The sequence below is a fragment of the Rosistilla ulvae genome, from assembly GCF_007741475.1.
GTDB lineage: Bacteria > Planctomycetota > Planctomycetia > Pirellulales > Pirellulaceae > Rosistilla > Rosistilla ulvae.
The window spans coordinates 336,661-350,861 of sequence record NZ_CP036261.1 but is presented as its reverse complement, the minus strand read 5'-3'; the positions used below and the strand labels follow the sequence as shown (position 1 = coordinate 350,861).

Sequence of the window (14,201 nt, the reverse complement as noted above, 5' to 3'; positions counted from 1 at the left end):
GCGAGACACCATCGCTTGCGCAAGGCACAGACGCGGCACCCTTCTTGGACTGGTCGAAAGATGCAAGACAAAAATTTCGTCATCGTTGGTGGCAGTCATGGGATCGGCGCAGGGATCGTCCGCCGCTGCGTGGAAAGAGGAGCCAAGGTGACGGTGCTTTCGCGTGGCATCGGCGAACTGGCCGATCTGCCCGGCGTTCGGCACGTTCCGCTCGACGTGACGCAGCGGGGGCCGACGGCGGATGAGCTGCCCGATTCCATCGACGCTTTGGCCTACTGCCCGGGATCGATCAACCTGGGACCGCTGCGATCGGTCACCGAACAGACGCTGCGAGATGATTTTGAGCTCAACGTGGTCGGCGCCGTTAGGTGCATGCAAGCCTGCTTGGCCGGACTGAAATCGGGAGCTTCCGCCAGCGTCGTCCTGTTCAGCACCGTCGCCGTTCAACAGGGACTCGCCATGCACACCTCCGTGGCGGCAGCCAAAGGAGCGATCGAAGGTTTAACTCGCACCTGGGCTGCGGAACTCGCCCCCAAGGTTCGCGTCAACTGCATCGCCCCGGCCCTGACCGCAACTCAACTGAGCGAACGTCTGCTGGCCACCGACGAGAAACGTCAGGCGATGGCGGCCATGTATCCTCTAGGCCGCCACGGCGAAGTCGACGACATCGCTGCGGCAGCCGAATTCTTGCTCTCCGACGCCAGCAGCTGGATCACCGGCCAAGTTCTAGGAGTCGACGGCGGGCTATCGTCGCTACGTAAATAGCACGCCCCTCGGTGTTTCGGCTTAAAAAAGCACTGGCGAGCCAGTGGCACCCGGCACTCGATGGGGGCGGGCGGCTCAAATTTTGTGCCGTGGCAAAATTGCCGGTCGGTGGAAATCGGGAGGGGAATCGATTACGTGACCGTATCGTCCACAAGGCCAACGGTACGGGAAGGGAGTTGACGATTAAGTCGCTTAGTTATGTAAGAATGAACTGCTGGTGGCCTAGCTGGCTGAGCGGATCGATGGAGTCGTGCGGGCGTTTTTTGTCGATCGAGGGCTACAAAAAGTTACCCCTTGCTGCACCCGTTGCTACAATGGCTGCAGCACTCTCGCAGTGCTCCTCGCCTAAAGTTCATTCGACACTCTCCCACCTTTTGGATGTCTCCAGAATGCGTTTTTCACGCCGCGCCCTGCGCTCTGCTTGTCTCGCAAGCTTGCTGCTCCCCCTTTCTCCGCTCGCCTGTGCCGACGATATCGCGGAAACACGCAAGGTCACAAAGGCCGACATGCCGCGGATCCCTCACACCGAACCGGCTGACGCGTTGGCGGGATTCCGACTTGCTGACGACTTCAAGCTGGAGATGGTTGCGTCCGAACCGATGGTGGGCGACCCCGTCGATGCCTGCTTCGATGAATACGGGCGGATGTTTGTCGCCGAAATGCACGGTTATCCGTTCTCGCAGGAGCCGACCAAACTGAACCCTGAAGGAGGCGGATTGGTCGACGCCGGGATCATCCGGATGTTGGAGGATACCGATGGCGACGGCGCGATGGACAAGAGTGTCGTCTTTGCCGATGGGCTCAGTTGGCCGACATCGCTGTGCTGCTACAACGGCGGCATCTTCGTTCTGGCCCCTAAATACCTGCTGTATCTAAAAGACACCGACGGTGACGGCAAAGCCGATGTGCGCGAAGAGATCTTGGCCGGGTTTGGCCGCGGCAACGTGCAAGCGGTCACCAACGGATTGAAGTGGGACCTGGACAATCAAATCTATTTTGCGGCCGGTCGCAATCCGATGTCGTTGACGCATCGCGGCGAACCATTGTTTCCGATCAGCGGTGCCGATCTGCGGCTGAATCCGAAGACCGAAAAATTTGAACCGGTCACCGGCGGTTCGCAGTTTGGCCACAGTATCGACGACTGGGGTACACGGTTCGTCTGCAGCAACAGCAACCACATCCAACAAGTTGTCTATCCACGCGATTACCTAGAACGGAATCCTTATTTTGTCGCCTCGGGGATGATCCGCAGCATCGCCCAAGATGGAGCGAGCGCCCGCGTCTTCCGCCGCAGTCCGCCCGAACCATGGCGAATCATTCGCCAGAAATGGCGAGCTGCCGACAAGGGCTACAAGCTGGTTGTCAAAGAAGACGGCGAGTGGGAGTTCATTCCGCTGGATCCGTCGAAGCCAAAGAATGCCGTTCCCACCGAACACCCGATCGGATATTTCACCTCGGCAACCGGCATCACCATCTATCGCGGCAACGCCTACCCCGAACGATATCGCGGTAACGCCTTTGTCGGCGATGTCGGCGGCAACCTGGTTCACCGCAAGACGGTCGACACGTCGTCGGTTGTCTACCGTGCCAAGCGTGCCGATGAAGGAGTTGAAATCCTGGCGTCGTCGGACAACTGGTTCCGTCCGGTGAACTTCGTCAACGCTCCCGATGGCAGCCTGTACGTGCTGGACATGTACCGCGAAACGATCGAGCATCCGTATTCGATCCCACAGGAGATCAAGCAGTTTTTGCATCTGACCAGCGGCAATGATCGCGGCCGGATCTATCGTTTGGTCAGCCCCGATATGAAACGCAATCCGGTTGTCAAAATCGGCGACCTGCCGCCAGCCGAACTGGTTCAACAATTGGCCTCCGACAACAGCTGGAACCGCGAAACGGCGCAGCGTTTGATCTGGGAACGCCAAGACAAAACGCTGGTTCCGCAATTGCGAGAACTGCTGAAAACATCGGACAAGCCACTGGCTCGTCTGCACGCAATGTACTGCTTGGCCGGACTCGATTCTTTGACCGAAGCCGACGTTCGCGGCGGGCTGAAAGATTCCGAAGGACGCGTGCGAGCGCATGCGATTCGATTGTCCGAACCGATGCTGGCGACATCGCCTGCGGTTCTGAACGACCTGCTGTCGCTGTGCGACGACACCAACGATCACGTCCGTTTCCAGCTGGCCTTCTCGCTGGGCGAATCGAAAGATCCTAAAGCGATCGACGGCTTGGCCCGCTTGGCTCGCAACCCAAACAATTCGGCTGAGGTCGTCGCGGCGTTGATGTCGTCGGTCGGCGGCACCGCCGACCAATTGGCCGCCTCGCTGATCAGCGACGCCGACTTTGCAAAACAGAAGCAGGCCGCTTCGATCATCTCGCAACTGGCCCTGATCGTCGGTGCAACTCCCGAGGCCGATGGCACGCTGAACTTGATCGGCGAATGCTCCAAGCCAGGCGTTCCCGCGTCGGTCCAGCGAACCGTGATGGCTTCGCTGGGCGAAGGGCTGAAGCGACGCGGCAGCTCGTTTGCCAAGCTGATCCCAACCGCATCGGCTGACGATGCTCGTGTGCAAGCGTTTGCCGCGATGATGCAACAAGCAAACGATCGCGCGACCGACGAAGATGAATCGATGGCCGACCGCACCACTGCGGTCCAGTTGCTCGCCTTTGCCGATCTGGAAACCGCGACGGAAACTCTGCCGGCGATGCTCGATCCGCAGTACCCGCAGAGCCTGCAACTGGCGGCTGTTCAATCGATGGCTCAATTGAATTCCGACCTGCTGGCCAGCGAGATGCTGGAAGGCTGGCGTGGACACAGCCCACAGATCCGCCAAGCGGTTCTAGTCGCGCTGTCGGACAAGCCAGCGTGGCTCGGAAAATTGCTGGACAGTGTGGAAGCCAAGGCGATCAAGCCGGGCGAACTGCCTGCGGAGACGAAGCAATTGGTGATGGCGCATCCGAACAAGCAACTGCAAGCACGCGGCAAAGCACTGTTCGCCGGAGCGGTCAACAGCGACCGAGCCAAGGTTGTCGACCAGTATCAGGACGTGCTGAATCTCGAAGGCGATGCGACCCGTGGGCTGGCGATCTTCAAGCAGAAATGTGCGGTCTGCCACCAGGTTGGCAAGCTGGGGCACCAAGTTGCTCCGAGCCTGGAATCGGTGAAAAACAAATCGACAGCCGATCTGCTGATCGCGATCCTCGATCCCAACCGCGAAGCGCAACCGAACTTCAACACCTACATCGTGCAAACGATCGACGGTCGCGTGATCACCGGGATGATCGGGGCGGAATCGTCCAGCAGCATCACGCTCAAACGGGCTGAAGGGAAAGAGGACGTGATCCTTCGCAGCAACATCGACCTGATGCAAGCGACGGGCGTGTCGTTGATGCCCGAGGGACTGGAAACCGATCTCAAACGCCAGGACTTGGCCGATGTGATTTCGTTTGTAAAGACGAGCCAGCCCTAGCGAAACGGGAAACATCTTGAGAGAATGGGCGCGACTTTCCTCTACATTTGGAACCCACGCCCATGAGCGATCAGATCAATCTCGACGGACCTGCAATCGACCAATCGACCGAAGATCCGCAACCCGAGCCGTTTCAAATTCGTGTTGCCAATCGGGTCGATCGGCTGCCGCCGTACATGTTTGGGCGGATCAACGCGATGCTTTATCAAAAGCGTCGCGACGGTAGCGACGTGATCGATATGGGGATGGGCAATCCCTCCGATCCGCCGCAGACCGACGTCGTCGAGAAACTGACCGAAGCGGCTCACGATGAACGCAACCACGGCTACAGCAAATCGAACGGTTTGCTGAATCTCCGCCGCGAGGTCTGCAATAAGTACGAACGTAAATACGATGTGCAACTGGAAGCCGATCACGAAGTCATCGCTTGCCTGGGAAGCAAGGAGGGATTTTCGCACATGTGCCTGGCTCTAATGGGGCCTGGCGACACCGCAATCATCCCGTCACCCTATTTCCCGATCCACATGTACGCGGTCATCCTGGCGTCGGGAAACGTCGTCACGCTGGACGTCTTCGACCCCGAGAAATTTCTTCGCAACGTCGAATACACCTGCCAGACCTTCACGCCGCGGCCGAAGTTGTTGATCATCAACTACCCGCACAATCCGTCGGCGGCGACGATCGAGCCCGATTTCTTCGTTGAGGTGGTGCGTCTGGCCAAGAAGTACGGCTTCATGGTGATCCACGACTTTGCCTACGCCGACATCGGCTTCGACGGCTACCAACCGCCCAGCTTCCTGTCCGCTCCCGGAGCCAAGGATGTTGGCGTCGAGTTCACGACGATGAGCAAGGGTTACAACATGGCTGGCTGGCGAGTCGGCTTCTGTGCCGGCAACGCCGACATGATCCGCGCCCTGGGAACGATCAAAGGCTACTACGATTACGGCATGTTCCAAGCGGTGCAGATCGCCGCGATCGTGGCGATGCGCGACACCGAGGACGCAGTAGCCGAGCAGGCGCTCGTCTATCAAAGCCGCCGCGACGCGTTGGTCGATGGCCTGCGCCGGATCGGATGGGAGATCGACCCACCCAAGGCGGGGATGTTCGTTTGGGCGAAGGTTCCCGAACAGTGGCGTCATATGAGCACGATGGATTTCGCCATGATGCTGCTGGAGAAGGGGGACGTTGCCGTCAGCCCGGGCAGCGGATTTGGCCCCGCGGGCGAAGGGTATCTGCGGATGTCGCTCGTCGAAAACGAGCAGCGATTGCGTCAGGCGGTTCGCCAGATCTCGCGATGCTTGGACAAGCAGAGCGCTCTGGAATCGGGAGCGACGACATAACGAGGTCGCCGGCCCCGCCGCAGCCCTAATGGCGTGGGCGCCACCACTAACGGCGGCTCCCCTTCATGCAAAATTAGCGCAGCGACGGGTGCTTTCCAGGGGGCGAAGGGTGTAAAGTTCAATGCGATTTGCCTCGACGAAAACCTGAAAAACGTCACCTCCACAACCTCCCAGAAAGCTGAAAGAACAAACGATGAAACAGACATTTGGCAGAACGATCATCCCGACAATGTTGTGCATTGGCTTCCTGTCTCTGGCGGGATGCGGTTCCAGTAAGTCGGGCGGGGACTCCGGCACAGGTGGTCCCGACGTTTCCGATGGCGAGCCCGTCGCGGCCGTTTCGCAGTTGACCGGCAAGATCGCCGTCGAGGGATCGAGCACTGTCTCGCCGATCTCCACGCAAGCCAAAGAACGCTTCAACGAACAACACCCCGACGTTACGATCTCGATCACTGGGGAAGGGACCAGCAACGGATTCAAGTCGTTCGTCAAGAAGGAGACCGACATTCAAGACGCGTCGCGTCCGATCAAGCAGAAGGAACTCGACGGTTGCAAAGAAAGCGGCCTGGAATTCATCGAAGTTCCCGTCGCGTACGATGGTTTGACGATCGCCGTGCATCCTAAAAACACGTTTGTCAAATCGCTGACCGTCGACCAGCTGAAGAAGATTTTCCGCTCGGGGGATGCGGCCAAGACTTGGAAAGAGATCGACCCACAATGGCCCGACAAGAAGATCTCGATCTTCTCGCCAGGAACAGGTTCCGGCACGTACGACTATTTCAGCGAAGTTGTGATCGGCAAAGAGGGTTCGCTTCGCGATGACAATCAGATCAACTTAAACGAAGACGACAACATCCTGGTTCGCGGCGTCGCTGGCGATGAATTTGCGATCGGCTACTTCGGTTATTCGTATTACGAACGCAACAAGAACGACCTGCAGGCGGTGCCAATCGTCAACCCAACCGGGGATGCTGTTTTGCCGACAGCGGAAACTATCGAATCGGGGGAGTATGCCCCTTTCAGCCGTCCGCTGTTCATCTACTTGAACGCCGAATCGTTGGACAAGGTCGAGGTGGAAACCTTCGTTGAATCGTACATGACGAACATTCGCGAAATTGTCGCCGCTGCGAACTATGTACCGCTTCCCGAAAGCGTCTATACTGCCGCCACGCAGAACATAGAAAACCGCGTTGCAGGAACCCATTACCTGACGGCTGAAGGTGAAAAACGCGAGGGTTCGATTATCAACGTCTTTAAGCCTGAGAATTTGAAAAAGTAATTGTGTCGAGTGGAACACCCGTCGAACTGCCCAGTGCGTTGCGGAAGCGACGCATGCGGCCCAGTGCAACGAGCAAGCGAAACCAAACGTTTGTCGTCTCTCTGCTGACTCTGTGCGCTACGCTTTCGATCGCAACCACCGTCGGCATCGTCACGATTTTGCTAACCGAATCGTTTGGATTCTTTTCGCGGATCGACCTCGGCGATTTCCTGCTGGGGACCGAATGGACGATCGGCCGGTCGAAAAACGAAGCCGATTACAAATATGGAATCTGGCCGCTGTTGCTGGGGACTCTTCGGATCACGTTGATCGCGATGGCGATCGCGATCCCGTTGGGGCTGACAACGGCTGTCTATTTAAGTGAATACGCACCGCGTTGGGTCCGCGCGATCCTGAAACCGGTGCTTGAAATATTGGCCGGTATGCCAACCGTCGTGTTGGGATATTTTGCCGTCGTCGTGATCACGCCGTCGCTGCTCGAACCGCTCGGCTTCAAGCCCTACAACGCCATGGCGGCGGGGATCGCTGTCGGCATCCTCTGCTTGCCGCTGGTCAGCTCGCTAGCCGAAGACGCTCTGCAAGCCGTCCCCCGCGGTCTTCGCGAGGCAGCTTATGGGCTTGGCGGCACGCGATTCGATAGCGTCGTGAAGGTGGTGATCCCCGCGGCGATGTCGGGAATCGTGTCCGCTTTCCTGTTGGCCTTTGCCCGCGCGATCGGCGAAACGATGATCGTCGCTCTCGCCGCCGGTTCGATTCCCACGTTTACGGTGGACCCTCGTGGTCCCTCGCAAACGATGACCGGATTTATCGTCGAGGTCTTCCAGAGCGAAGACGTGATCCCCGGCACGATCGCTTACTATTCGATCTACGCCGTCGCCCTGACCCTCTTCTTGTTGACGTTCATCACGACATTGATTGGTCAGTTCGTCCGCCGCCGATACCGTGAGGCCTACGAATGAGCCAAGGCGATTACCAAGTTCCCGCGGTCGACCCACGACGCGCCAAGAACCGGCACACGATCAGTGCCATCTTTCGCGTCGTTTGCATGTTGGTCGCCGTTCAGGCTGTCGTGATCCTGATCGTCTTGTTGACGACGGTCTTCGTTCGCGGTGTCGACCAACTCTCCTGGGACTTCCTGACGGGCGTCCATCGCGACGACAACCCCGACGGCTCGGGGCTCTGGCCAGCGATCATCGGATCGATCGTGATCTGTTTGATCTGTGGCGCCGCGGCGCTGCCGATCGGGATCGGCACGGCGATCTTCTTAGAAGAGTTCAAGCCGCGCAACAAGGCCCTGGCGGTCCTGCACAACCTGGTGCAATTGAACATCACCAACCTCGCCGGCGTGCCATCGATCGTCTACGGCATCCTTGGGCTAACCGCGTTTGTCTACATGTTTGGCCTGTTTGGAACCTACGAAGCCAACAAGGCGGCCGACTTGGAGTTTGGTGCACAGCGTTATTACCAGGTGCGAACTGCCGCCAAGACGTTCGTCTGGATTCCCGTCACCGACAAAACACTTCGCGTGCTGAAGATCGAAGAACCGATCGCTGCGCGTTATCCCGACGGCGGTGATTTCACACTCAACGTGATCGATCGCGGGGCAACTAAACCAACCGACCCGACGGTATTGGGACAGACTGTTTACCGCGGATCCAAAGCCAGCATCTTTGCCAAACACCCTTGGCATTACCTGCGACTGCCGTTCCACAAGAGCGTCCTGTCGGCTGGTCTTACGCTAGCGCTGGTCGTGCTGCCGATCGTTATCATCTCCTCGCAGGAATCGATCCGCGCGGTTCCCGATACGATGCGCGACGCCGGCCTTGGGCTGGGGTGCACCCGTTGGCAGATGGTCCGCACGATTGTGTTGCCCGCTTCGATTCCGGGAATCATGACCGGGGCGATATTGGCGATGAGCCGCGCTGTGGGGGAAGCTGCGCCGCTGCTGGCGGTGATGGGGGGCGTGGTCGGCAAGCGAAATGCACCCGAAAATTTGATGGACAATGCCGCCGCGATGCCGATCACAATTTATAATTGGGCCCGCGACGATAACCCTGGATTCTGGGAGCTTTCGGCGACGGCGATTATCGTCCTGCTGTGCCTGCTGTTGACGATGAATTCGATCGCTATCTTGCTTCGCTACTGGGCAGAAAAGAAGTTCGCGTCGCGTTGATCACGATCGGCGATCGTTGCGAACAGTCGACGAACAGGGCCCCAACCTACACTGCATTTTTAATGTCTGAAGCCGCAATTAAAACCAATCGAGTGACACCTGCGATGGCCAATGACGCAAACCAGTCGCCTGACGAAAGCGCCGAAGCCGCGATCAGCACCCATAACTTCAACGCCTGGTACGGCGATTTTCAGGCGTTGCACGATCTCTCGCTGCAGATCCCCCGAAATCGAGTGACTGCGTTCATCGGCCCCAGCGGTTGCGGCAAGAGTACGTTTTTGCGATGGATCAATCGCATGAACGACACCGTTGCGATCGCTCGCGCCAGCGGATCGCTGCAGATGGGCGACCTGGATCTGCTGTCGGATCGCACCGATGTCGTCGACCTTCGCCGGCGGATTGGGATCGTGTTCCAGAAGCCCAATCCATTCCCCAAGACGATCTTTGAAAACGTCGCCTTCGGGCCGCGGTTGCACATGCGGATCTCTCGCAGCGAACTCGAAGAACTTGTCGAATGGGCGCTCCGCAAAGCCGCCGTTTGGAACGAAGTCAAAGATCGGCTCAATGGGCCCGCCTTCGGTTTGTCCGGCGGCCAGCAACAACGGCTGTGCATTGCTCGAGCGATCGCGACGGGCCCCGAAGTGCTGTTGATGGATGAGCCCTGTTCGGCGCTGGATCCGGCGAGCACGCTGGCGATCGAAGATCTGATCTACGAACTGCGCGAACAATACACGATCGTGATCGTGACCCACAACATGCAGCAAGCCTCGCGGTGCAGCGACCAGACAGCCTTCTTCTTCGAGGGCAAGCTGATCGAATTGGGGTCGACGACGCAGGTCTTCACCAAACCATCGAACAAACAGACCGAAGACTACGTCAGCGGCAAATTTGGATAAGCCCGACGCCATATCGCTGTCGGCTCACGCAATTCCTGACGCTATCGATCCTCTTGCCAACCTAAGGTTAATAACGTGTCGGACGAACTGAAGAATGAGCTCCGCCGATCTCGGCACCTGCAACGCAGTCTCGATCGCCTGCAATCCGACCTGCTGTCGCTGTTTGGGATCGTCGAACAGATGATCAATAAATCGGTTCGATCGCTGTACCAACGCGACATCAACTTGGCCGACGAAGTGATCAAGTCCGACGAGATCGTCGACCAGCGCGAGGTGGCGATCGAAGATGACTGCCTGAATCTGCTGGCCCTGCACCAACCGGTCGCCAGCGACTTGCGCTGGACCACGACGGTGATCAAGGTCAACAGCGACCTGGAGCGGATGGCCGATCTGGCTTGCAATATCGCCGAACGAGCGAAGGCGTTGACACATTTCCCGCTGTTCCCGATCCCCGACGACTTCGAAACAATGGTCAGCGAAGCGACGACGATGGTCAGCCGAGCGCTTGATTCGTTCGTCGAAACCAACACTTCGCTGGCTTTCAGTGTGATGCGTTCCGACGAGCGAGTCGACGAATTGAATCGCAGCCTGATCCAGGAACTGCGCGAGATCATGAAACGCGATCCCGATTCGGTCGAACCGGCCCTGCACTGCTTCAGCGCCGCCCGCCATCTGGAACGGATCGCCGACCTCGCCGAAAATATCTCCGAAGATGTTGTCTTCCTGGTCGAGGGAGAGATCATTCGCCACAAGCCGGAAGAGCACGGCCGCAGCACGCCGCGCCCTGACAGCGGCAGTTAGAACGTCTGCCGGCTAGAGCGCCTGCCAGGTAAAACGCCTGCCGGGCGAAGCCGCTCTTGCCGAGCGGCTTCGTTCCCCGTCGATCGCTTAAGCCTTCTTGACGCCGATGTTGATGTAGGCGTGAACATGAGGTGCGCCGCGGAAATGGCAAACCAAGTTCGGGCCTTCGATTCGCCACAGATCCCAGACCTTGTCGTTTAATAGGTCCTCGTCTTGATAGAAGGCCATTCGCAACTGATCGACGCCACCGTTGGTGTTCAGGATCGACATCGCTTCTTCGACGTCGGTCTCACGGTAGGGAGCGATGATCGTTCGCAGTGTCTGCTCGACAAGCTGCTTTTGTTCGCCGGAGAGATCCGCGACAGCAACACCTTCGAATTTCCCTTCGCTCCCCTGCAGCTCGACCTCCCACTCACCGGGGAAGCCTTCCAGCAGAGCCGCCTTGGCTTGGTCGGCATCCAGCGACTTGAAAACCTCGTTGGCGACAGCTGTCTGGTATCCGAATAGACTGCGTTTCGGGTTGCCGACACCGTGGCCGTAGACCAACGGTCCGCCAAAGGCAGCGCCGGGGACGCTGTTCCCGTCGGCTCGCATCGTCAGGTGGCGACCTGTCAGTTCCCACTGAAACTGATCGGTCGATGGATCGCCAAAAATCGCGATCGCATAATTGTGGACCCCTTGGTGGTCGGAGGTCATCTGTCGCTGGAACCTTTCGTAGCCATCTTCGCTAGTCACGCCGCGGATCACGCGGTCGATCAGATCGCGTTGCTTGTCGCTGTAGAAAGTGTCGCCGATCTTGTGTTTGGTGACGTGCCAGTTGGCGCTGATCTCGCTTCGCTTGGAGTGATTGAAGTCGAAGCAGATCTCGCCGCGCTGCGCCTCGGACAGTGAAGCGTAGAGTTCGCCGACGGCGCTTTCAGCAGGCTGACGCGCCGCCGGGGCACCGTGAGCAAACCGAGCGATCGAGCCAGCCAAGGGGACCGCAACGGTGGCGGCGCTAGCGATTCGAACAAACGAGCGACGATCGATGGCGTTGGGTTGCCTGGTCATGCGACTGCGAACTCCTGAGTGGATGGATTGGGGCGGGAAGGCGGAGAATCCATTTTACGGGTGTTTCTCGCCGGTTGCATCATTTTTCGGCCTTTCGGTACCACGGCCGACACAAATTCGCAAATGCGGGGGCGCGTCACCTCTCTCGGCTTGGGCGACCGAGAGAGGGCTCAGCGAATAAATCCAGCCCCTCGACGGTTTGCCGCCAGAGCAAATCGCGGCTCGAGATTAGGGATTATTGGCAACCCGACGCGTAAGCGAATGGCACCGGGAATTCCTCGCTTACGCTTCGGGTTACCGTTTCATATGGCGTTCCAGCTTGAAAAACTTAACTGCACCGTTGTTTGCCGCTTGCAATTGCCGATCGATCGAGCAAGCTAAACTAAAAGGGTGGGAAGCTAGCAACTCCCCACCCCATCTCCGACACAGGACTTCCAATTTGCAGGGGCTCGCCCCACCGGAGCCGATGAGAACCGTTGATCAGATCCTGAACGATGCAGCCGATGGCAATCGGCCCGCGACCGATGAGAGCGAACTGCCGCTGCCCCGCTTCTCGCGAACGCGGCACATCGAAAGCGTGCGAGCCCTATCGGACGTCAACGGTTGGCGAACGACCGGCTATCTATTGCTCCATTGGTCGCTGATGATCGCCGCGATGTTCGCCGCCGGTTACAGCGGCCACTGGGCGGTCTACCTGGTCGCGGCGTTTGTCGTCGCCAGCCGGATGCAGGCGTTGGGCGTGATGCTGCACGATGGAGTCCATTACCTGCTGTACAAAAACCGCAGCGTCAACGACGTCGTCAGCGATCTGTTTATCGCTTTCCCGATCGGGATGAGCACCACGCTATATCGCCGGACACACTTCCGTCACCATCGGTTTGCCAACACCGAAGAGGATCAAGATCTCGCGGCTCAGCGCGAAGAACAGGAATGGTTTGAATGGCCCAAGACCCGTTGGGGATGTTTTGTCACGATGCTCCGCAGCCTGCTGGGGATCAACGCGCACCGCAGTTGGATCCTCTTCAAATACTGGGCGCCGTGGAACCATTTGTATCGGCCTGTCGACGCCGCGTTCCCGATGCGAGCTCGCGTGCTGTATGTGGCGTCGATGATCGTCGTCTATTCCGGATTCGCCGTGGCGATCAAAGTTTCGCCACGCATCGCGCTTTCGCTGATGGCGCTTTATCTCTTCTCTGGGATCACGCTGCTGAATCTGATCAACCGCGTCCGCGCGACGGCGGAGCATCTAGGTACGCGGCAGACTCACGAACTGAACGCCACGCGGACCGTGCTGCCAAGCCTTTTCGAGCGGATCATGATCGCACCCTACGGCGTCAACTATCACCTGGAACATCATCTGTTCCCGTCGGTCCCCGGATGCAACCTCTCCAAATTGCACGACGAACTGATGCAGGACGATGAGTTCTGCGAGCACGCACACGTCACGAAGACCTACGTCGGCGTGATCCGCGAACTGATGACGCCCAACCCGCCGGACGAATCAGCAGCTCCGATCGCCTAGCTTCTCGAAGCTCAAGATCAGATAGCGGATCAATTTCTTGCGAGACGCTTTGCGCAGCCAACCCGTCGCTTGCAGGAACAGCTCGGCGTGATGGCGGTCGTGCCAACGCTGCGCTCCTTCGCATAAGAAGTCGTAGGTTGGCAGAGTCTGCTCGGTCACGTCCTCGCAAGCCAACAACCGCATCCCGTTTTCGGCGGCGAGTTGTTCGTATCCATCGAGGCTGCACGACATGTCGACATCGCCGTAGGTCCAGCGGATCGCTTCGCTCATCGCACCGGCGCCGCCCGTCATGAAGTCAGCCATCTGCGGCTGAGGGACAAAATCGGAAAGGCTCAGCACGCCGCCGGGTCGCAGGATTCGCGACGCTTCGGCAAAGAAGCGAGGCCGATCGAAGTGAAAGATACACTCGACAGCCAGCACGGCATCAAACGCTGCATCGTCCAGTGGCAGCGACGCCGCGTCGGCACAAGTCCACTGGATCTGGTTGTCCGCCGCCGGGACCACCTGTTCTGCAGCCCGCTGCAATTGCCGCGGATCGATGTTGATCCCCGTCATCGCCAGCGACTGGTATCGCTCGTTCAGGCTCGCGATCGTGCCGCCGAAACCGCAACCGACATCGGCGATCCGGGCGGGCGGTTGGATCTTGGCGGCGTCGCAGATCCGCTGACACATTCGCTCTGCCGCCTGCAGATAATCAGCGGCACTTCCGTCAGCGGCACCGGGGGAATCCCAAAGCCCCCAGTGAACGTGCCGCCCAAACGCGGTCACCGCTTCGCGATCGCCCGCCGCGATCCGGTCTAACAGAACATCGAAGTAGGGCGGGTTGGGAGATTCGGATGCGTTCACGGCTTCATAATTCAAGGGCAAGGGATGGCGTGCCGACCTGACCTAGTGTATCGATA

11 protein-coding genes are annotated in these 14,201 nt (G+C 58.7%); 9 read left to right on the top strand and 2 right to left on the bottom strand.

Going from position 1 to position 14,201, the window contains the following annotated elements; all coding sequences use genetic code 11:
* Positions 1–60 precede the first annotated feature (60 nt).
* The 8 genes from EC9_RS01335 (at position 61) to phoU (ending at position 10,727) form a co-directional block, all read left to right on the top strand.
* Positions 61–765 carry an SDR family NAD(P)-dependent oxidoreductase gene (locus EC9_RS01335; protein WP_145102214.1) on the top strand — a complete coding sequence of 235 codons (705 nt, stop codon included), beginning with the start codon at positions 61–63 and terminating at the stop codon, positions 763–765.
* A 434-nt stretch (positions 766–1,199) separates the two neighbouring features.
* Positions 1,200–4,238 (top strand): PVC-type heme-binding CxxCH protein, encoded by a 3,039-nt coding sequence (locus EC9_RS01330; RefSeq protein ID WP_218934504.1) that lies wholly within the window; start codon positions 1,200–1,202, stop codon positions 4,236–4,238.
* 62 nt (positions 4,239–4,300) lie between these two features.
* Complete coding sequence (locus EC9_RS01325; protein ID WP_145341716.1) at positions 4,301–5,578, top strand: aminotransferase class I/II-fold pyridoxal phosphate-dependent enzyme; 1,278 nt, start codon at positions 4,301–4,303, stop codon at positions 5,576–5,578.
* Between the two features lie 193 nt (positions 5,579–5,771).
* On the top strand, positions 5,772–6,857 hold the full coding sequence (locus EC9_RS01320; protein WP_145341714.1) for a PstS family phosphate ABC transporter substrate-binding protein: 1,086 nt from the start codon (positions 5,772–5,774) through the stop codon (positions 6,855–6,857).
* A gap of 2 nt (positions 6,858–6,859) precedes the next feature.
* Complete coding sequence (gene pstC, locus EC9_RS01315; RefSeq protein WP_246105905.1) at positions 6,860–7,816, top strand: phosphate ABC transporter permease subunit PstC; 957 nt, start codon at positions 6,860–6,862, stop codon at positions 7,814–7,816.
* Positions 7,813–9,030 (top strand): PstA family ABC transporter permease, encoded by a 1,218-nt coding sequence (locus EC9_RS01310; RefSeq protein ID WP_145341712.1) that lies wholly within the window; start codon positions 7,813–7,815, stop codon positions 9,028–9,030. Before pstC ends, EC9_RS01310 begins: the two co-directional genes overlap by 4 nt.
* Positions 9,031–9,134: 104 nt before the next feature.
* Positions 9,135–9,926: a phosphate ABC transporter ATP-binding protein PstB gene (pstB, locus tag EC9_RS01305; protein ID WP_218934503.1), complete on the top strand. Its 792-nt coding sequence runs from the start codon at positions 9,135–9,137 to the stop codon at positions 9,924–9,926.
* Positions 9,927–10,001: 75 nt separating this feature from the next.
* Positions 10,002–10,727: a phosphate signaling complex protein PhoU gene (gene phoU, locus EC9_RS01300; RefSeq protein ID WP_246105904.1), complete on the top strand. Its 726-nt coding sequence runs from the start codon at positions 10,002–10,004 to the stop codon at positions 10,725–10,727.
* A gap of 87 nt (positions 10,728–10,814) precedes the next feature.
* On the opposite strand, the gene EC9_RS01295 is transcribed toward phoU, so the two are convergent.
* Positions 10,815–11,777: a DUF3500 domain-containing protein gene (locus EC9_RS01295; RefSeq protein WP_145341708.1), complete on the bottom strand. Its 963-nt coding sequence runs from the start codon at positions 11,775–11,777 to the stop codon at positions 10,815–10,817.
* Positions 11,778–12,243: 466 nt separating this feature from the next.
* Between EC9_RS01295 and EC9_RS01290 the strand changes: the two genes are divergently transcribed.
* The gene (locus EC9_RS01290; protein WP_145341706.1) at positions 12,244–13,299 is read left to right on the top strand and encodes a fatty acid desaturase family protein; all 1,056 of its coding nucleotides are present in this window, start codon (positions 12,244–12,246) and stop codon (positions 13,297–13,299) included.
* Here EC9_RS01290 and EC9_RS01285 read toward each other — a convergent pair.
* Positions 13,279–14,145 carry a class I SAM-dependent methyltransferase gene (locus tag EC9_RS01285; protein ID WP_145341704.1) on the bottom strand — a complete coding sequence of 289 codons (867 nt, stop codon included), beginning with the start codon at positions 14,143–14,145 and terminating at the stop codon, positions 13,279–13,281. The genes EC9_RS01290 and EC9_RS01285 overlap by 21 nt on opposite strands.
* Between the last annotated feature and the right edge of the window lie 56 nt (positions 14,146–14,201).